This is a genomic window from Janthinobacterium sp. FW305-129 (assembly GCF_020858115.1).
Taxonomy (GTDB): domain Bacteria; phylum Pseudomonadota; class Gammaproteobacteria; order Burkholderiales; family Burkholderiaceae_D; genus Janthinobacterium.
In genome coordinates, this window is sequence record NZ_JACYMM010000013.1 from 1 (window position 1) to 19,939 (window position 19,939).

The 19,939-nt window shown below is 66.9% G+C and carries 12 protein-coding genes; 10 read left to right on the forward strand and 2 right to left on the reverse strand.

Annotation, left to right across the window (positions count from 1 at the left end):
- The 5 genes from iolB to cobA all read left to right on the forward strand — a co-directional run.
- Positions 1-505: 5-deoxy-glucuronate isomerase (iolB, locus tag IGS61_RS23630; protein WP_230541853.1), on the forward strand; the 505-nt coding region annotated here is incomplete at its 5' end.
- A 14-nt stretch (positions 506-519) separates the two neighbouring features.
- A complete protein-coding gene (locus tag IGS61_RS23635) occupies positions 520-2,019 on the forward strand; it encodes a CoA-acylating methylmalonate-semialdehyde dehydrogenase (protein WP_329958087.1) in 1,500 nt (499 codons plus the stop codon).
- Positions 2,020-2,094: 75 nt separating this feature from the next.
- Positions 2,095-2,733 (forward strand): ANTAR domain-containing response regulator, encoded by a 639-nt coding sequence (locus tag IGS61_RS23640; RefSeq protein ID WP_230541854.1) that lies wholly within the window; start codon positions 2,095-2,097, stop codon positions 2,731-2,733.
- A gap of 157 nt (positions 2,734-2,890) precedes the next feature.
- A complete protein-coding gene (locus IGS61_RS23645; RefSeq protein ID WP_230541855.1) occupies positions 2,891-4,081 on the forward strand; it encodes a CmpA/NrtA family ABC transporter substrate-binding protein in 1,191 nt (396 codons plus the stop codon).
- 14 nt (positions 4,082-4,095) lie between these two features.
- On the forward strand, positions 4,096-4,860 hold the full coding sequence (gene cobA / locus IGS61_RS23650; RefSeq protein ID WP_230541856.1) for a uroporphyrinogen-III C-methyltransferase: 765 nt from the start codon (positions 4,096-4,098) through the stop codon (positions 4,858-4,860).
- A 1-nt stretch (position 4,861) separates the two neighbouring features.
- On the opposite strand, the gene IGS61_RS23655 is transcribed toward cobA, so the two are convergent.
- Positions 4,862-5,842 (reverse strand): cyclase family protein, encoded by a 981-nt coding sequence (locus IGS61_RS23655; protein WP_230541857.1) that lies wholly within the window; start codon positions 5,840-5,842, stop codon positions 4,862-4,864.
- 108 nt (positions 5,843-5,950) lie between these two features.
- Between IGS61_RS23655 and IGS61_RS23660 the strand changes: the two genes are divergently transcribed.
- From IGS61_RS23660 to recD, 5 genes are all read left to right on the forward strand, one after another.
- Positions 5,951-6,841, forward strand: a complete 891-nt coding sequence (locus IGS61_RS23660; protein WP_230541986.1) for a LysR family transcriptional regulator — start codon at positions 5,951-5,953, stop codon at positions 6,839-6,841.
- A gap of 142 nt (positions 6,842-6,983) precedes the next feature.
- Positions 6,984-10,013, forward strand: a complete 3,030-nt coding sequence (locus IGS61_RS23665; protein ID WP_230541858.1) for a CHASE domain-containing protein — start codon at positions 6,984-6,986, stop codon at positions 10,011-10,013.
- 75 nt (positions 10,014-10,088) lie between these two features.
- A complete protein-coding gene (gene recC / locus IGS61_RS23670; RefSeq protein ID WP_230541859.1) occupies positions 10,089-13,523 on the forward strand; it encodes an exodeoxyribonuclease V subunit gamma in 3,435 nt (1,144 codons plus the stop codon).
- Complete coding sequence (gene recB, locus IGS61_RS23675; protein ID WP_230541860.1) at positions 13,520-17,203, forward strand: exodeoxyribonuclease V subunit beta; 3,684 nt, start codon at positions 13,520-13,522, stop codon at positions 17,201-17,203. Before recC ends, recB begins: the two co-directional genes overlap by 4 nt.
- Positions 17,193-19,151 carry an exodeoxyribonuclease V subunit alpha gene (gene recD, locus IGS61_RS23680; protein WP_230541861.1) on the forward strand — a complete coding sequence of 653 codons (1,959 nt, stop codon included), beginning with the start codon at positions 17,193-17,195 and terminating at the stop codon, positions 19,149-19,151. The genes recB and recD overlap by 11 nt, the downstream gene beginning before the upstream one ends.
- 1 nt (position 19,152) lies before the next feature.
- On the opposite strand, the gene IGS61_RS23685 is transcribed toward recD, so the two are convergent.
- Positions 19,153-19,815: a thiol:disulfide interchange protein DsbA/DsbL gene (locus tag IGS61_RS23685; protein WP_230541862.1), complete on the reverse strand. Its 663-nt coding sequence runs from the start codon at positions 19,813-19,815 to the stop codon at positions 19,153-19,155.
- Positions 19,816-19,939: the final 124 nt, after the last annotated feature.

The window sequence follows — 19,939 nt, forward strand, 5'->3', positions numbered from 1 at the left end:
CGTGAGCGCTGCCGAGGTGGCCCTGTGCAGCGCGCCAGCCGCCACCCACCGTCCGGCGCGCCTGATCGAGCCATCGAGCATGACGCGCTCCGTGCGGGGCCAGGGCGCGAATACCCGCTACGTGTGCGACATCCTGCCGCAGACGGAGGAAGCAGACGGCTTGCTGGTGGTGGAAGTCGTCACGCCGTCCGGCCATTCGTCGAGCTATCCGCCGCACAAGCACGACAGCGACAATATTCCAACCGAAAGTTCTCTGGAAGAAACGTATTACCACCGCCTCAATCCCGAACAGGGCTTTGCCTACCAGCGCGTCTATACGGATGACCGCTCCATCGATGAAGCCATGGCCGTGGAAAACCACGACGTGGTGATGGTGCCCAGGGGCTACCACCCCGTCACCGTGCCGTATGGCTACGACGGCTATTACCTGAACGTGATGGCCGGCCCGAAACGCGTGTGGCACTTTAAAAACGACCCGGCCCATGACTGGCTGATGACGAAATAACCAAGGACAAGACAATGACGACCCCGATGATTGGCCACTTTATTGGTGGCAACCCCATGGCTTCGCGCTCGGAGCGCACGAGCGACGTTTTCAATCCCGCTACGGGCGCCGTGACGGCGAAGGTTTCCCTGGCCACTGCCGCCGAGCTGAACGCGGCCGTGGCCGCCGCCCATGCGGCGTTTCCCGCCTGGTCGCAGACCTCGCCATTGCGCCGCGCGCGGGTCATGTTCAAGTTCAAGGAATTGCTGGAGCAAAACGCCGACAGGCTGGCCGAGCTGATCACGCGTGAACACGGCAAAGTGTTTACGGATGCGAAAGGGGAAGTGACGCGCGGCATCGAAGTGGTGGAATTTGCCTGCGGCATCCCGCAAATGATGAAGGGCGAGTATTCGGAACAGGTGGCCGGCGGCATCGATGCCTGGTCGATCCGCCAGGCGCTCGGTGTCTGTGTCGGCATCACGCCGTTCAACTTTCCCGTGATGGTGCCGATGTGGATGTTCCCGATGGCCATTGCCTGCGGCAACACGTTCGTGCTGAAACCGTCGGAGCGCGACCCGTCGGCCAGCCTGCTGCTGGCGCAGCTGTTGACGGACGCGGGCTTGCCGGACGGCGTCTTCAACGTGGTGCAGGGAGATAAGGAAGCCGTGGATGGCTTGCTGCACCACCCGGACGTGCGCGCCGTCAGCTTCGTCGGTTCCACGCCGATCGCCGAATATATCTATGCGACCGGCTGCGCGCAGGGCAAGCGCGTGCAGGCACTCGGTGGCGCGAAAAACCACATGGTCGTCATGCCGGACGCGGACATTCCCCAGACGGTGGACGCCCTGATGGGTGCCGCCTTCGGTTCGGCCGGCGAGCGCTGCATGGCCATTTCCGTCGTCGTGGCGGTGGGTAATGTGGCGGACCAGCTGGTGGAAGCGCTGGTGCCCCGCATCGCGGCACTCAAGATTACGCAGGGCATGGATTTAGCAGCGGAAATGGGGCCCGTGGTGACGCAGGTACATAAGGACAAGATCGCCGGCTATATCGCTACGGGCGTCAAGGAAGGCGCCAAGCTCATCTGCGACGGGCGCGGCTTCGTCTTGCCCGGCCACGAGCACGGCTTTTTCCTCGGCGGCAGCCTGTTCGACCACGTCACGCCCGAGATGACGATTTATAAGGAAGAAATCTTCGGTCCCGTGCTGTGCATCGTGCGCGTGCCCGATTTTGCCACCGCGCTGGACCTCGTCAATGCGCATGAGTACGGCAACGGCACGGCGATTTATACGCGCGATGGCAACACGGCGCGCGAATACACGCACCGGGTGCAGGTGGGGATGGTGGGCGTGAATGTGCCGATCCCCGTGCCGATGGCCTTCCACAGCTTCGGCGGCTGGAAGCGCAGCCTGTTCGGCGACCACCATGCGCACGGCCCGGAATCCGTGCGTTTCTACACGAAACAGAAGGCCGTCACCCAGCGCTGGCCGGCCTCGACGGCTGCCGGGGCCGAGTTTGCCATGCCGACCCTGAAGTAATCCCGCTGTAAAACCCGCTGGTTCGCTTCTTGCTTGCTGCAATGGTTAACTATTTAGCCATTGCAGATCGCTCCCATGACGTCCAGCCGTACCCAGCCTTTGCGCATCGTTGTCGTCAACACTATTGTCGAGCATGGCGTGCACGAGAATGCGGCCTTGGCTGCCCAGGTGCAGCGCGGCAATGCCTTGCGCATCGGCTTGCTGGAATCTGGGTACGACATCGTCGCCTCGCTTCCAGCCGACCTCTACCTTCCCGAGCGCATCGCGCAGTTGCAGCCTGATCTCATCATCATCGACGCGGAATCGGATGCGCGCGACGTGCTCGAACACATCGTCATCGCCACGCGCGACGAGCGCCGCCCCATCGTCCTGTTCACGGAAGACGGCGCCACGGCCAGCATCGACGCGGCCATGGCGGCCGGCGTATCCGCCTATATCGTGGCCGGCTTGCAGGCCGAGCGCATTCAGCCGGTGCTGAACGTGGCGCTGGCGCGCTTTCGCCAGGAAGAAAAACTGCGCGCCGAATTGCTCGACACGCGGCACAAGTTGCTGGAACGCAAGGTCATCGAGCGGGCCAAGGGCTTGCTGATGACGCATCACGGCTTGACGGAAGAGCAGGCTTACCAGCGCTTGCGCAGCATGGCCATGAACAAGAAACTCAAGCTGGCCGACATCGCCCAGCGCATCCTCGACGTGGAGGACTTGCTGGGATGAATCGTTCATTTCCTGATACATGCTGGTGCAATGCACCATCGCGGTGCGTTTCCCGCCGCCATCAACCGGGCATGCACGGGCACGGTCCTTGCTGCTGGAACAGCATGACCTTGCCCATGGCGGCGCGGCAAAACAGTATTTATCAGCAAGGAATGGTATGACAGAGCAAATGGGCAAAGAGACAGGGCAGGGCGCGCAGGTGTTGCGGACCCTGCAGCCAGAAAAACAGACGATACGCATCGGCTACCTGCCGCTGACCGATTGCGCCTCGCTGGTGATGGCGTCGAAGCTGGGCCTGGATGAAAAATACGGCATCAAGATCGAACTGAGCCGCGAAATGTCGTGGGCCGGCGTGCGCGACAAGCTGAACAGTGGTGAACTCGATGCGGCCCACGTCTTGTACGGGCTCGTGTATGGCGTGCAGATGGGCATCGGCGGGCAGCGGCACGACATGGCCGTCTTGATGAACCTCAATCACAGCGGCCAGGCCGTGACCCTGTCGGCGGCGCTGGCGCGCGACGGCGCCCACGATGGCGATTCGCTGGCGCGCCACCTGCGGGCCGCATCGCGGCCGTTTGCGTTTGCGCATACTTTCCCGACCGGCAATCACGCGATGCTGCTGCAATACTGGCTGGCCGCGCATGGCATCGATCCGCTGCGCGACGCGCGCGTGCTGACGGTGCCGCCATCGCAGATGGTGGCGGCCTTGCGCACGGGCCAGATGGATGGCTTTTGCGCGGGCGAGCCGTGGGGCTACAAGGCCATCGTCGATGGCGTGGGCGTGACGGCCACCACCAGCGGCGCCATCTGGCCCGACCATCCGGGCAAGGTGCTGGGCACCAGCGCCGCGTTTGCGCACGCGCATCCGAACAGCTGCCGCGCCCTGATCGCCGCCGTGCTCGAGGCGGGCCGCTGGATCGACGCCAGCGATGCCAACCGGCTGGCCATGGCGGCCATCCTGGCCGAGCCCGCTTATCTGCATACGCCGCAGGAAATGCTGGCGCCGCGTGTTCTTGGCCATTACCAGGATGGCCTGGGCAAGACCTGGGACGAGGCGCACGGCTTGCAGTTTTACGGCGAAGGCGCCGTCAATTTTCCGTATCTGTCCGACGGCATGTGGTTCATGACCCAGCACCGGCGCTGGGGCTTGCTGCGCGACGAACCCGATTACCTGGCGGTGGCAAGGCAAGTCAACCGCATCGACCTGTACCGCCAGGCGGCGGAAATGACGGCCACGCCCGTACCAAAGGCCCCCATGCGCAGTTCGACCCTGTGCGACGGCGCCGTGTGGGACGGCAGCGCGCCGGAAGCGTATGCGGCATCGTTTGCCATCGGTCACTTTTTTTAATGGGAGATGTCATCATGGCGCAACTTGGAAGCGTAACCCTGGTGGGCGCCGGTCCCGGCGATCCGGACTTGCTGACGATCAAGGCGGTAAAAGCCATCGCGCGGGCCGACGTGGTGCTGATCGACGACCTCGTCAACCCGGCCATCCTCGCCCATGCGGCACAAGGCGTGCGCGTGGTCGAGGTGGGCAAGCGGGGCGGCTGCGCTTCCACGCCGCAAGCCTTCATCGAGCGCCTGATGCTGGCCGAGGCCCGCGCCGGCCTGCACGTGGTGCGCCTGAAAGGGGGCGACCCGTATTTGTTCGGCCGCGGCGGCGAAGAGCGCGCCTACCTGCGCAGCCACGGCGTGGCCGTCGACGTGATCCCCGGCATCAGCAGCGGCCTTGCCGCACCGTCCAGCATCGGCGTGCCGCTGACGCACCGCAGCTGGAGCCAGGGCGCGATCTTCGTTACCGGTCATGGCAAGGATAGCGCCTCGGAGCCGAACTGGCTTGCGCTGGCGCAAAGCGGCTTGACCCTGGTCATCTACATGGGCGTGGCCAGGGTGGCCGCCATCCAGGCGGGCTTGCTGGCCGGCGGCATGGCGCCCGGCACGCCCGTGGCCGTGGTGCAATCGGCCAGCTTGCCGGCGCAGCGCCAGTTGCTGAGCACCTTGCAGGAGCTGCCCGACCACTTGCAGGCCAGCGGCCTGGGCAGTCCCAGCATCATCGTCGTGGGCGATGTGGTGCGCTGCGCCGATGCCTGGGATGACCATGGCGCCTTGCTGGCCGCGGCCGTGTGATTTAGCGGATCGGCAGGGCCACGGGACGGATGGGCGCCGCGTCGCCGCCACGGAATTTCAAGGACGCGCCGATGAAGGCGAACTGGTAGACCTTGTCGCGCGACAAGCCTTCCAGGTCGACCAGCTCCAGGATGGGCGCGCCCTGCTGCGCCAGCAGATAGGTGTGCACAGGCAGGTAATTGCCCGCCACTTCGGAGGGAAACGCCTCGAAACTGAGGTTGTCCGCCCCCACCACCATGGCGCCGCCATCTTCCACGAGGAATTTCGCCGCATCGAGCGACAGGCCGGGCGGATTCGCCATGTAGGCTTGCGCCTGCTCATAGTGCTGCATGCGGCCCGTGCGTATCAGCACCACGTCGCCCTGTTCCAGCGTCACCTTCTGCTGCGCCAGTGCCGCGCGCAAATCTTGCCGCGTGACCCGGTAATTGTCGGGCAGCTGCTGGAGCCCCTTGGCCACGGCCACGTCGATCAGCACGCCGCGCGCGACGATGGGCGGCAGTTTCTCCGCGCCCGTCACGGTCCAGCCCCGGTCGCCCAGATGTTGCTCTTCCGTAAAACCGTTCCAGATCTTGCCGTTCAGGCCGAAGTGGTTGAGCGCGTCGATATGCGTGCCCATGTGCGCATACATGGACACGGCCGAGCCCGTGTAACTGACGTGGCGGTTCATCTGTTCGCCCACGTGCATGGAATCGGCCACCACGTTGCCCTTCGGCGTGTGCGTCATCCACATCTGGTAGGGCGGGTCGCCGGCCGCTTGCCAGCTGGGCATGCCGATATAGAAATCGACGGCCAGGTCGTAGCTCTTGCCGCCGTCGATGCGGGCCAGGATGGCGGCGCGCGAGGCCGCCGTCATCAGGTTCAGGCGGCCGATCTCGTCTTTCGGGCCCCAGGGGCTGATGCCCACTTCGGGCAGGGCGGCCTGCACTGTCCCTCCCAGCAGGGCCAGCAGCAGGGCAGTCAGGGTGGCGGATGGTTTGAACATGGGGTGCTCCTTGCGTGACATGAATGAAGAAGCCGTCATCATATTGTTTTCTATTTCAATGATAATCAGCGATAAAATAATAAGATATTCAACTGGAGGGAAAGAATGATGGATGTCCTGGCGCACATGCGCGTGTTTCGCAAGGTGGTCGAGCGCGACAGCTTCAGCAAGGCGGCGCTGGACTTGAACCAGTCGGCGGCGGCCATCAGCAAGCAGGTGCGCCAGCTGGAGGCGCATCTGGGCACCGTGCTGCTGGTGCGCACGACGCGGCGCATGAGCTTGTCTGACGGCGGGCGTGCCTACTATCTTGAATGCTGCCGCCTGCTCGATGAAATCGACGCGCTGGAACTGGCCACGCGCGGCTGCACCGGCAAGGTGGCGGGGCGGCTGCGCGTGAATGCGCCGCTGTCGTTTGGCCTGAAGGTGCTGTCGCCGCTGCTGCCGGACTTCATGGCCCGTTATCCGGACGTCAAGATCGAGATGACTCTGGACGACCGCCTGCGCGACGTGGTGGGCGAGGGCTATGACGTATCGCTGCGCATCCGTGCCGCGCTGGCCGATTCGTCCCTGGTGGCGCGCCGCCTGGGCGACGTCGAGCAAATGATCTGCGCAGCGCCCGCCTACCTGGCGCGGCGCGGCACGCCGGGCCAGGCGCAGGATCTGCACGGCCACGACTGCCTGGCCTACCGGCTGGCCGACAGTCCCGGCGTCTGGCAGCTGGCCGGCCCGGAAGGGGCGAGCAGCATCGTGCTGCCCGTGCGCTTTTCCGCCGACAGCAGCCTGCTGCTGGCCGACATGCTGGTGGCGGGCATCGGCGTGGGCGCGTTGCCGTCGTTCGTCGCCGCGCCGCTGCTGGCCAGCGGCGCCCTGGTGCGCGTGCTGCCGTCGCACGCCATGGCCAGGCGCGGCGTGTATGCCTTGATGCCCGATGGACGCCACGTGCAGGAAAAGGTGCGCGCCTTCTGCGACTTCCTGGCCGGGGCGCTGCAGGGGGCCTAGGCGCCAGGTGTTTTCCAGGGCAACCATCATGCGCGCTTTTTTTCATGCATAGATGCGTCTGGCAAGGGCTTTGATAGTATCCTCGTACTTGCTGGGCGGCGGGGCGCCGCACATTCGAGGAAACCGGAATAAGCGATCGACAATGCACACTTTGAGCAAGGGCGGGACGGCAGCGGGTATCAGAATCTGGGCGGGTGGCCTGCTGCTGGCCTTGGCGGTGGGCGGCGCGCTGTATGCGGGCGCGGCGCGCACGGTCAATGACGACGCCGAACAGCGTTTCGACAATCTCACGCATGGCGCCCAGCATAGCCTGATCACGCGCGTAAAAAGCTATTCCGACCTGCTGCGCGGCCTCGAAGCCCTGTTCCGCACCAGCGAGCATCTGACGCGCCGCCAGTTCCACGATTACGTGGCCGGCCTCGATATCGCGCGCCAGTTTCCCGCCATCGAATCGGTCAACTACGCGGTGGCCGTCCCGTCGGCGCAGCGCGCCGCCTTCATCGAGGCCGTGCGCCGCGACACCAGTCTGGCACCGCGCGGCTATCCCGATTTTACCCTCCGCCCGCCCGGCGAGCGGCCCGAATACACGGTGCTCACTTACCTGGAGCCCGATTCCCTGCTGGGCGAGCGCATGGGCGTCGATATCGGCGCCAACCCGCTGGTGGCCCAGTCCCTGGCGCAGGCGCGCGACAGCGGCGAGGTCAGCGCGTCGGGGCAGGTGATCATGATCAAGGGGCCGCCCGCGCACGTGGGCCTGGGCATGCGCCTGCCCGTGTACCGCAACGGCATGCCGCAGGGCAGCGTGGCCGAGCGCCGCGCCGCCTACCAGGGCTCCGTCGGCATCGGCTTCGGCGTGGCGCAGCTGGTGCACAGCGCGCTCGAACGCAGCGCCCTGGAACCGCTGCACCTGACCCTGTACAGCGCCGCCGACCCGTTGCCGGCCAGCGGGACCCTGGCCATTGCGCCGCAGGACCGGCTGCTGTTCAACGACGATGGCGACCTGGCGGCGGCGCCGCCGCAACCGGGCAGCGATGCCGCGTATTTCGACCAGGTGCTGCCCGTGGCTTACCAGGGCGGCCTGTGGAAAGCCCATTTCCGCGTGCGCAAGGCGGAGCTGTACAGCCCTTTCGACCGCTATTTCCCGTGGCTGGCGCTGGCCGTCGGCGTGGCCGGCACGCTGCTCGGTTATGGCTATATCTTTACCCTGTACCGTTCGCGCCGCAGCGCGGTGGCGCAGCGCACCCTGCTCGACACGGTGCTCGACAGCGTCGACGCCTATGTCTACATGAAGGACGCCGACCTGCGCTACCGCTACGTGAATGCGCGCACGGCGAAGATACTGGGCCGCCCGGCGGAGCAGCTGATCGGCCGCCAGGATGGTGAATTGATGCTCGGCGATGCGGCCGCCGCCGCGCAGCTGACCGAACGCCAGGTGTTCGACAGCGGCGCCAAGTTCGTCGGCGAGGAGCGCTTCGTCGATGCGCAGGGCCAGGTGCATCACCTGTGGAGCGTGAAGGTGCCGCTGGGCTTGCCCGGTCCCGTCACGGGCCTGATCGGCCTGTCCACCGACGTGACGGAACTGCACCGCCTGAAGGAGCAGGCCGACGCGGCCAGCCAGGCCAAGAGCGACTTCCTGTCGAACATGAGCCATGAAATCCGCACGCCGATGAACAGCATCATCGGCATGGCGCACCTGGCGCTGAAATCGGTGGCCGATGCGCGCCAGCGCGACTATCTGCAGAAAATCTTCCATTCGGGCCAGCACTTGCTGGGCCTGATCAATGACATCCTCGATTTTTCCAAGATCGAGGCGGGCAAGCTGGAGCTGGAGGTGCTGGACTTCCGTCTCGACACCCTGCTGGCGAACATCGCCAGCCAGCTCGGCGATGCGGCCGCCGTCAAAGGCCTGGCGCTGCAGTTCGATATCGCGCCGGAGCTGCCGCAGCGCTGGCGCGGCGACCCGCTGCGCCTGGAGCAGGTCTTGCTGAACCTGGCCAGCAACGCCATCAAGTTTTCCGACAATGGCAGCATCTTCGTGCGCGTGCGCCAGTCCGAGGAGCGCGCCAGCCACAGCATGCTGCGCTTCGAGGTGCAGGACCGGGGCATCGGCATGAACCAGGAAGAGGTGGCGCAGCTGTTCCGCTCCTTCCACCAGGCCGACCCGTCGACCACGCGCAAGTATGGCGGCAGCGGCCTGGGGCTGGTGATCAGCAAGCAGCTGGTGGAGTTGATGGGCGGCAAGGTGGGCGTGTACAGCCAGCCGGGCCTGGGCAGCACCTTCTGGTTCACGGCGCGCCTGGAGAAAAGCGCGCAGGCCAGCGACGAGCGCATCGCCGAGGTGGAGCCGGAAGTGCTGGGGGTGATACGCGGCGCGTCCATCCTGCTGGTGGAAGACAACGTCTTCAGCCAGCAGGTGGGCTGCGAATTGCTGGAAGACGCCGGCGCCACCGTTTGCGTCGCCTGCAATGGCCGCGAAGCGCTGGAATTGCTGGCCCATCGGCGCTACGATTGCGTGCTGATGGACGTGCAGATGCCGGAGATGGATGGCTTCGAGGCGACGCGCCGCATCCGCGCCGACCCGCAGCTAGCCGGCCTGCTGGTGATCGCCATGACGGCCAATGCCGGCAGCGAAGACCGCGCCCGCTGCCTGGCGGCGGGCATGGATGAATTCGTGACCAAGCCGATCGCTCCGAATCTGCTGTTTCACCTGCTGGCGAAATGGTTCCGTTTGCGTGGAGGCATCGGCCATGCGCGCGCGGGCGACAGGCTGGTGGCCGCGCCGAAAGCGCCGCCGTCGGACGCCTCGCCGGAGCCGCGCGACACGGCCATCCTCGACCTGGCCACCCTGGCGCTCACGTTCAGCAATGATGCCGTGAAGATGCGCAAGTACACCCAGCTGTTTCTCGACACGGCGCGCGACGGCATCGCCGAAATGGAGCAAGCCATGGCATTGGAAGACCTGGGACGGCTGGCCGACCTGGGCCACCGCAGCAAATCGTCGGCGCTGGCCGTGGGCGCCCATGCATTTGCCGGCCTGTGCATGTCGATCGAAGGCTTGCGCCGGGGCGGCGACCTGCAGCAGGCGCGCGCCTTGCTGACGGCGCTCGGGCCGGCGCTGGCGCAGGTGGCGGAACAAATTTCCATGGAATTTGCCGCCAGCGACGCCCCCTGACGCAGGCAGCGGCGATAATAGGCGTTTGACGTTTGCGGCCACCCGGCCGCAGGCGCGGCAACCCATCGGATCAGCATGCATACTCCCGTCACGCCCGGCCTCCTCATCCTGCATGGCAACCAGCTGGAACAGCTGCGCGCCGCCGTCTTCCAGTGGCTGCGCCAGCACCCGCTGGCACCGCTGGAAACGGATATCTTTCTGGTGCAGTCGAACGGCGTGGCCGAGTGGCTGAAGATCGCCCTGGCCGAGGAAATGGGCGTATGCGCCGCCACGCGCATCGCGCTGCCGGCGCGCCTGCTGTGGGAAAGCTACCGGGGCATGCTGGGGCGCGAGCGCGTCCCGCGCGTGTCGCCGTTCGATAAATCCCCGCTGACGTGGCGTTTGATGCGCCTGTTGCCGTCCTTGCTGTCCGACCCGGTCTTCGCGCCGCTGCGCTACTTCCTGGCCGATGGCGATAGCGAACGCCGGCTGCAGCTGGCCGAGCGCCTGGCCGACCTGTTCGACCAGTACCAGGTCTACCGCGCCGACTGGCTGGCCGACTGGGCGGCCGGGCGCGACCAGCTGCGCACGGCCCGCAATGAAGCCATCGCACTGAAGGAAGACCAGCGCTGGCAGGCGCAGTTGTGGCGCGCCGTGGCGGCCGATGTCGAGGCTTTGGAGCGCGACACGGGCCGCGCCGACATCCACGACGCCTTCCTGGCGGCGATCGCCGCCGGCGACGCCCCCGTTGGCAAGCTGCCGCGCAGGGTGGTGCTGTTCGGCGTGTCGGCCCTGCCGTACCAGACCTTGCAGGCGCTGGCTGCGCTGGCGCGCCACACGCAGGTGGTGCTGGCCGTGCCCAATCCATGCCAGTTCTACTGGGGCGACATCATCGACGGGCGCGACCTGCTGCGCGCGGAAAACAAGCGCCAGCGGCAGCGCAACGGCACCGACCTGGCGCAGATTCCGCTGGAAGAACTGCATGCGCACAGCCATCCGCTGCTGGCCAGCTGGGGCAGGCAAGGGCGCGACTTCATCCGCATGCTCGACGAATTCGACGAACACGCGCAAGCCGAAGGGCGCGACGACAGCCTGCGCATCGACCTGTTTGGCGAGGAAACGGGGGAAACCCTGCTGCAGCAGGTGCAGGTGGCCATCCGCGAACTGCGTCCGCTGGCCGAACATGAGCAAACGCCGCCCGGCGCCGGCGACCGCTCGATCGAATTTCACGTGGCGCACAGCGTGCAGCGCGAAGTGGAAGTGCTGCACGACCAGCTGCTGGCCATGTTCGCGCACAGCGCCGAGACGGGCTTGCGTCCGCGCGACGTGGTGGTGATGGTGCCCGACATCGACACCTTCACGGCCGCCATCCACGCCGTCTTCGGCCAGTACCGGCGCAACGACGAGCGTTTCATCCCGTTCGAGATCGGCGACGTGAAGGACCGCAGCGTCAACCCGCTGCTCGTCGCGCTCGAGTGGCTGCTGCAGCTGCCGCAGCAGCGCTGCCGCCAGAGCGAAGTGCGCGACCTGCTCGACGTGCCCGCGCTGGCCGCCCGCTTTGGCCTGCAGCCGGACGATCTGGCCACCCTGGGCGCCTGGATCGAAGGGGCGGGCGTGCGCTGGGGCCTGGACCAGGCGCACCGCGCCGGCCTGGGGCTGGGCGCGGCCGGGGAACAGAATGCGTGGATCTTCGGCGTGCGGCGCATGCTGCTTGGCTATGCCAGCGGCGATGGCGCCAGCTTTGGCGGCATCGAGCCGTATGCGGAAGTAGGCGGCCTCGATGCGGCGCTGGCGGGCTCGCTGGCGCAGCTGGTCGAGGCGCTGCTGCACTGGCGCACCGTGCTGGCCGGCGCGCGCACGCCCGCCGAATGGGGTGAACAGGCGCGCGCGCTGCTGGCGGCCTTCTTTGACGCCGACGACGAAGGCGACCGTTTGACCCTGGCGCAGCTGGAAGGCGCCTTGCAAGGCTGGCTGGAAACCTGCGAACACGCGGGCTTTGTCGAGCAGGTGCCCTTGTCGGTGCTGCGCGTGGCGTGGCTGGGCGCGCTGGACGAGCCGACCCTGAACCATCAATTCGTCTCCGGCGGCGTGACCTTCTGCACCCTGATGCCGATGCGCGCCGTGCCGTTCCGCGTGGTATGCCTGCTGGGCATGAACGATGGCGATTTCCCGCGCCGCGCGCCAAAGGCCGATTTCGACCTGCTGGCGCTGCCCGGCATGGCGCGCCCGGGCGACCGCTCGCGCCGCGACGACGACCGCTACTTGATGCTCGAAGCCTTGCTGGCCGCGCGCGACAAACTGTACGTGAGCTGGGTGGGGCGCAACGTGCGCGACAATTCCGAACAGCCGCCGTCCGTGCTGGTGTCGCAGCTGCGCGACTACCTGGCCGCCGGCTGGTCGCTGGACCGGCACCTGGCGTCGCTCACCACCGAACACGCGCTGCAGCCGTTCAGCCGCCGCTATTTCGAGGCGGGCGGCCTGCTCACCTATGCGCGCGAATGGCGCGTAGTCCATACCGATGCCGATGCGGCGGACGCGGAGACGCAGGCCGCCGTGCTGCCGCTGGGGCCCTACGAGCTCGATCCCGGCACGCGCCTGAAACTGGGCGAACTGGCCAGCTTTTTGCGCCAGCCCGTCAAGTACTTCTTTCGCCGCCGCCTGAGCGTGTATTTTGCCGATGCGGCCATGCTGGGCGAGGATGAGGAGCCGTTCGGCCTGAATGCGCTCGAGCGCTACCTGCTGGAAGACACCATGCTCGATGACGGCGGCGCCGTCGAAGCGCTGGACGACGTGCGCGCCAGCCTGGAAGCGCGCGCGCAGAAGCTGGCGCGCGAAGGCGTGCTGCCCATCGGCCTGATCGGCCGGCAAGTGCAGGCGCAGCTGGTCGAGGCGCTGGTGCCCGTGCGCAGCGCATGGCTGTCGCTGCGTGCCTCGTTCCCGTACGCGGCCGACAAGCGTGCCATCAATTTGCCGTTCGGCGAGCTGCAGATCGACGACTGGCTCGACAAATTGCGCAGCAACGGGCAGGAGACGGCCTGGCTGATGCAGATTTCCTCGAAGGTGACGGACAAGAACGGCCTGGCGCGCGGCGACAAGCTGATGCTGATGTGGCTGCGCCAGCTGGCCGCCGCCGCCCTCGGCTTCCCCGTCACCGGCTATCTGGTGGCGCGCGACGCCATCGTCAGCATGGCGCCGCTCGATCCGGCCAGTTCGCGCGACGCGCTGGCGACCCTGCTGGCACTGTGGCGCGAAGGCATGAACCATCCGCTGCCCACGGCGTGCAAGACGGGGCTGGCGCTGGTGCAGCAGGGCGACCCGCGCGCCGTGTATGACGGCGGTTTTGAACTGTCTGGCGAGCGCGATGAACTGTGCCTGGCGCGCCTGTGGCCCGAGTTTTCCGCGCTGGCCGCGGAGGAAGCGTGGCAGGACTGCACGCGCGAGCTGTATGGTCCGCTGGCCGACTGGCTGCAACAACACATTACGATCGACCCGATCAGCGCGCCCGATGACGGCGCGGGAGAAGAACAATGACGAGCCATCTGCTCAACCCCCTGGCGTTCCCCCTGCACGGCTCGCGCCTGATCGAGGCGTCCGCCGGCACCGGCAAGACCTGGACCATCGCCGCGCTGTACGTGCGCCTCGTACTTGGTCACGGCGTGGGCCACGGCGGCGAAGGCACGGCTTTTACCCGCCCGCTGCTGCCGGCCGACATCCTCGTGATGACGTTTACCCGCGCCGCCACGCGCGAATTGTCGAACCGCGTGCGCGAACGCCTGATCGAGGCGGCCGCCTATTTTCGGCACGAATCTGGCATTGAATCCGGCGGCGGCGACCCGTTTCTCGACGCCTTGCTCGAATCCTATCCTGACGAGAGCGAACGGCAAAAGGCCGCGCACCGGCTGATGCTGGCCGCCGAGACGATGGATGAAGCGGCCATCTTCACCATCGACGCCTGGTGCCAGCGCATGCTGCGCGAGCACGCCTTCGACAGCGGCAGCCTGTTCGACGAAGAACTGGTCAGCGACGAACAAGCCCTGTTCGAGGATGCGGCCCACGATTACTGGCGCCAGCAAGTCTATCCGCTGGCACCGCAGGCGCTCGACGTGCTGCTGGCCTGCTGGCCCGACGTCGGGGCGTTGAAGAAGGGCGCGCGCGAACTGGCGCGCCGCGCCGGCAGCGTGCAGATGGCCGACGATGAGCCCTTATCGGCCCTGATCGCGCGCGAACAGCGGGCGCTGGCCGCGCAGCTGGCCACCCTGAAGGCGGGCTGGGTCGAGCGCACGGAGCAGATGGCCGTGTGGATCAACGACCACCGCGCCGCCAATCCCAAGTGTTTTAACGGCGTCAAGATGAAACCGGAGAACCTGGCAAAGTGGTTCGACGGCTTGCGCCGCTGGGCGCAGGATCCGCTGTTGCTGCTGCCCGCCATCACGGCCAAGGCGTGGGAGCGCCTGACGCCGTTCGGCATCGAGGATGCGTTCGCCAAGAGTTTCACGGCGCAAGTGCCCGAGTGCTTCGAACATACGGAAGCGCTGGGGACGGCCCTGGCGGCCATCACGCCGCTGGCGCACAAGCTGCATCTGCATGCGGCGGCGGCCATCGCGCGGCGCATGGATCAGTTAAAACGCCAGTCGCGCCAGTTCGGCTTTGCCGACATGCTGCAGCGCCTGCACGATGCGCTGGCCGGCGAGAATGGCGCAGCGCTGCGCCAGCGCATCGTCGACCAGTACCCGCTGGCCATGGTCGATGAATTCCAGGATACGGCCCCTGCACAGTATCAGATCTTCAATTTGCTGTACCGCATTGCGGAGAATGATCCCGCGCAAGGATTGTTCCTGATCGGCGATCCGAAACAGTCGATCTACGGCTTTCGCGGCGCCGATATCCAGAGCTACCTGGCGGCGCGGCGCGCCACCACGGGCCGCCACTACCAGCTGGGCACCAATTACCGCTCGACGGCGCCCTTGGTGGCGGCCGTCAACCAGCTGTTCCTGCACGCCGAGCGCGCCGAAGTGCCGGCCGGCGCCTTCCGCTACCGCAAAAACGGCGAGAATCCGCTGCCGTTCGAGGCCGTCGACGCCAAGGGCCGCGACGAATGGCTGGTGAACGCCGGCGGCCCGCTGCCGGCGCTGCTGGCCGCCTGCGCCAGCGATGAAGGGCTGCGCGGCGACGGCTACCGCGAGTATTTCGCGCAGCATTGCGCCGAACATATCGTCGCCATGCTGGGCGATGCGCAAGCCGGTTTCGACGGCCCCGACGGTTTTACGCGCCTGCAGCCGGCCGACGTCGCCATCCTCGTGCGCGACCGCAAGGAAGCTGCCGCCATCCGCCGCGCGCTGGCGCGCCGCCGGGTCGCCAGCGTCTACCTGTCCGACAAGGATTCCGTCGTCGACAGCGAGGAAGCTCAAGACGTGCTGCGCTGGCTGGCGGCGCTGGCCAACCCGCTCGACGGCGGCCTGGCGCGCGCCGCGTTTGCCACGCGCACCATCGGCCTGTCGCTGGGCGAGCTGGCGCGCCTGTCCAGCGATGAACTGGAGTGGGAGCGCCGGGTCGAGCAATTGAAGGCCCTGCACCTGATCTGGCAGCGCCAGGGCGTGCTGGCCATGCTGCGCCGCTTCATCCACGAACTGCAATTGCCCGCCATGCTGCTGCAGCAGACGGGCGGCGAACGGCGCCTGACGAATCTGCTGCACCTGGCCGAATTGCTGCAATCGGCCAGCCGCCAGCTCGATGGCGAGCAGGCGCTGATACGCTGGCTGGCCGAGCAGATCGCCGGCGAAGGCGAGGGCGGCGACGAGCGCGTGCTGCGCCTGGAAAGCGATGCGGAGCTGGTGAAAGTCATCACCGTGCACAAATCCAAGGGCCTCGAATACCCGCTCGTGTATCTGCCGTTCGCCGTCACGGCGCGCAAGGTGGATAAACGCAACCGCAGCTTCTTCGAGTATGCGGGCGAGGATGGCGAACGCCGCCTCGACCTGTCCTTGTCCGACGAAGCCATGGCGGCGGTCGAAGAGGCGCGCATCGAGGAAGACCTGCGCCTCCTGTACGTGGCCCTGACGCGCGCGCGCCACTTTTTGTGGCTGGGCGTGGCCGCCCAGGCGGCGCGCAAGGCGGGCGAGAACACCCTGCACGAATCGGCGCTCGGCTATTTGCTGACGGGCGGCGACAAGCTGCCGGCGGAGCAGCTGCTGCTGCGCTGGCAGCAGGTGGCGGGCGATTGCGACGCCATCTACGTGAGTTCCCTGGCGCAGCCCGATGCCTGCACGGTGCTCGACCGCATCGAGCGGCGTCCCGAGCTGCGTCCCGCGCCCGTGTTCACGGGCGAATTCGAGCGCGACTGGTCGGTGGGCAGCTTTACCTCGCTGACGCGCCAGATCGGCGCCGTGGCGGCCGCGCACGTGCCGCAGCGGGCGCTGGAAGAGACCCTGCTGGAAGATGGCACGGCTGTGGCAGTGGCCGCGCCGACGCCTATGGGCGACGCGCCCTGGCACCGCTTCCCGCGCGGTTCCGTGCCCGGCAATTTCCTGCACGAGCAGCTCGAGTGGATGGGCAGCGAAGGCTTTGACGGCGTCCACGATGCCAATTTCGACATGCGCCTGGCCGCGCGCTGCGAACGGGCGGGCTGGGGCCACCGCCAGGAAGACGCCATCGCCTGGCTCCGGGAAATCGCCGTCACGCCGCTGCCGCTGCTCGATGCATCGCTGTCGCAACTGGACAGCACCCTGTCCGAGATGGAGTTCTGGTTCCCCAGCGAGCATTTGTCCACGGGCGCGCTCGACCAGCTGTGCACGCGCTTGCTGCTCGACGGCGCGCCGCGTCCCGTGCTGCCGCGGCGCCAGCTGCACGGCATGCTGAAAGGCTTTGCCGACCTGGTCATCGAAAGGGAGGGGCGCTACTGGGTGCTCGACTACAAGTCGAACGCGCTGGGCGCCAGCGACGCCGCCTACCACACGCAGGCGCTGGCGGCCGGCATGGCGCAGCACCGCTACGACATCCAGGGCGCCATCTACATGCTGGCCCTGCACCGGCTGCTGAAAAGCCGGCTTGGCGACGCCTACGACCCGGCCGAACACCTGGGCGGCGCCATTTTCCTGTTCCTGCGCGGCATAGCGAACGCGGATACGCACGGCTGCTACTGGCTGGCGCCGCAGCTGGAACTGCTGGACGGCCTCGATCAACTGTTAGAAGAAACGGAACACCATGCAGCATGACGCGCAGATGGACGCTTTGTTTACCCATGTCGACGGCATCGCCGGGGATGGCCATCTGCGCCGCCTGAGCGCCGCCTTTGCCCGCTTCATCGCCAGCCTGGACGAGGGGGCGCCGCATGCGCCCGCCGTGGCCGTCGCGTGCGTGGTGCTGTCCGAGCTGGAAGGACGGGGCCACAGCTGCCTGATGCTGGCGGACCTTGCCAGCGAACCGTCGCAGCTGCTGGGCTGGAGCGAGGAGCTGTGGCATGGGGTGCTGGCCGTTTCCGGCCCGCTGCCGGACAGCGCCGCCGGCTGGCGCGCGCTGCTGGCCGGCGCGCCGCAGGTGTGGCGGGTCGGTGCGGCCGACGTGAAACAGCCGCTGGTGCTCGACGGCGACCGCCTCTACCTGCGCCGCTACTGGCGCGACGAGACACTGGTCGGTGAAAAGATCGCCGTGCGGGCGCAGGATTTGACGAATCCGCCGCTGGCGCAGGTGCGGCAATGGCTCGATATCCTGTTCGACCAGCCCACGCAGGATGGTGGCCCGGACTGGCAAAAGGTGGCGTGCGCCGTCGCCCTGCGCGGCAAGGTGGCCATCATCACGGGCGGCCCGGGCACGGGCAAGACGTACACGGTGGCCAGTTTGCTGACTCTGCTGTTTGCCGTCTCGCCGCAGCCGGAGCAGCTGCGCATCGCGCTGGCCGCGCCGACGGGCAAGGCGGCCGCGCGATTAAAACAGTCGATCGACAAGGCGCTCGAAGGTCTGGCGGCCAAGGCGGGCGGCGCGCTGCCCCTGCTGGAACTGGCGCGGCGCATGGGCGCGGCGCGCACCCTGCATAGTTTGCTGGGCGCGCGGCCTGACACGCGCGCCTTTGCCCACCACGCGGGCAATCAGCTCGACGTCGACGTGCTGATCGTCGATGAAGCGTCGATGGTGCACCTGGAAATGATGGCCTCCGTGCTCGACGCCTTGCCGCCCACGGCGATCCTGATCCTGCTGGGCGACAAGGATCAATTGGCGTCCGTGGAAGCGGGCGCCGTGCTGGGCGACTTGTGCCACGACGCGCAGGCGGGCGGCTACACAGCCGACACCATCGCATATGCGCAGGCGGCCAGCGGCGTGGCCATTCCACCTGCCTTTGCGGGCGCGGCGGGCGCGCTGGCGCAGCAGACGGTGATGCTGCGCCACAGCCACCGTTTCAGCGGTCCGATCGGCGAACTGGCGCTGGCCGTGAATGGCGGCAGGCCCGATCTGGCCAAGGCGTGTTTTGCCGCCGACAGCGGCGGCCAGCTGGCGTGGAGCGTGCCGGCGCAGCAGGAAGACGTGCTGCGCCTGGCCTTGCGCGGACGTCCTGATGCGCCGGGCGGCTACCAGCCCTACCTGGCGCTGGTGAATGCCGGTGGCGAAGGTTACGCGCAACATGACGACTGGGTGCGCGCCGTGCTGCACGCTTTCGAGTCGTTCCGCATCCTGTGCGCCGTGCGCGAAGGCGAGTGGGGCGTGGCGGGCCTGAACACGGCCATTGAGCTGCGGCTGGAAAAGGAAGGGCTGATACGCCGCAGCGAGTGGTATGTGGGCCGTCCCGTGATGGTCACGCGCAACGACTACGGCACGGGCGTGTTCAATGGCGACATCGGCCTGACCTTGCACGACCCTGCGCGGCCGGGATCATTGCGCGTGTACTTCCTGGAAGGGGACAATGTGCGCAGCGTGCTGGCCACGCGCCTGCGCCACGTGGAGACGGCGTTTGCCATGACGGTGCACAAGTCGCAGGGCTCGGAATTCCGCCATACTGTGCTGGTGCTGCCGCAGGAGGGCGGCGCCATGCTGGCGCGCGAACTGGTCTACACGGGCATCACGCGCGCCCGCGATTTCTTCACCCTCGTTTCGCCCACGCAGGCGGTGCTGTTCGACGCGATCCTGCGCCGCACGCAGCGCGCCAGCGGGCTGCGGGGCTTGATCGGCTGATTTACTTCGCCAGCTTCGCCCTGGCCACCAGCGCCTGCACCACTTGCAGGGTGGCTTGCTCCACGTCCTGGCGCGGCAAGCCCGGGTTGGCGCCGGCGACCAGCGATGGATTGGTCAGGTAGCGCCCGCCCACGATCAGGGTGGGCGTGCTGTCGACCTGGTAGCCGGCGGCCAGGCGGGGCAGATTTTTCAGCCTGGTCTGCACGCCAAACGACTGGTAGGCGCCTTCGAAGGTCGCCTTGTCCAGGCCATTTTTCAGCGCCCAATCGAGGTTATCGCTGTCGCTGGCGAGGCGCTTGCGCTCCACATGCCAGGTATGCATGACTTGCGCGTGCAGCGCCTCTTCCTTCTTCAGCGCTTCCAGGGTCAGGAACAGATGCGCTTCCGGATCGTTTGCCGGCGTGTGCGGCAAATGGATGCGGCGGAACGACACCGTGGCGGCATTGTCCTTGAGCCAGCGCGCCAGGCCCGGCTCCAGCGCGTTGCAGGCGGGGCAGTGGTACATGAAAAACTCGATCACTTCCACCTTGCCTGGCGCCGCCTGCACGGGCTGCGGCGTGGCCAGCACCTGGTACTCCTTGCCCGGCACGGGCGCTTGCGGCGAGGCGAAGGCGCTGGAGATGGCGAAGCTGGCGCAGGCCAGGACGACGTGGTGCAAACGCATGGAAGCTCCTTTGAAAAGATTGACTATGAGGCAATCATTGTAGGGAGTCAACGTCTGATGGTGTTGCTTTGATGTAATAAACATTTATTATTCCGAATATTGAATAATATCGTTCCAATTTTTG

Excerpts from the sequence above, each read along its gene's own strand:
- IGS61_RS23655 (WP_230541857.1), bottom strand. The coding sequence starts at position 5,842 with ATGTTCAAACCATCCGCCACCCTGACTGCCCTGCTGCTGGCCCTGCTG.
- IGS61_RS23660 (WP_230541986.1), top strand. The coding sequence starts at position 5,951 with ATGGATGTCCTGGCGCACATGCGCGTGTTTCGCAAGGTGGTCGAGCGC.
- recC (WP_230541859.1), top strand. The coding sequence starts at position 10,089 with ATGCATACTCCCGTCACGCCCGGCCTCCTCATCCTGCATGGCAACCAG.
- cobA (WP_230541856.1), top strand. The coding sequence starts at position 4,096 with ATGGCGCAACTTGGAAGCGTAACCCTGGTGGGCGCCGGTCCCGGCGAT.
- IGS61_RS23635 (WP_329958087.1), top strand. The coding sequence starts at position 520 with ATGACGACCCCGATGATTGGCCACTTTATTGGTGGCAACCCCATGGCT.
- IGS61_RS23685 (WP_230541862.1), bottom strand. The coding sequence starts at position 19,815 with ATGCGTTTGCACCACGTCGTCCTGGCCTGCGCCAGCTTCGCCATCTCC.
- IGS61_RS23645 (WP_230541855.1), top strand. The coding sequence starts at position 2,891 with ATGACAGAGCAAATGGGCAAAGAGACAGGGCAGGGCGCGCAGGTGTTG.
- recB (WP_230541860.1), top strand. The coding sequence starts at position 13,520 with ATGACGAGCCATCTGCTCAACCCCCTGGCGTTCCCCCTGCACGGCTCG.
- IGS61_RS23665 (WP_230541858.1), top strand. The coding sequence starts at position 6,984 with ATGCACACTTTGAGCAAGGGCGGGACGGCAGCGGGTATCAGAATCTGG.
- recD (WP_230541861.1), top strand. The coding sequence starts at position 17,193 with ATGCAGCATGACGCGCAGATGGACGCTTTGTTTACCCATGTCGACGGC.
- IGS61_RS23640 (WP_230541854.1), top strand. The coding sequence starts at position 2,095 with ATGACGTCCAGCCGTACCCAGCCTTTGCGCATCGTTGTCGTCAACACT.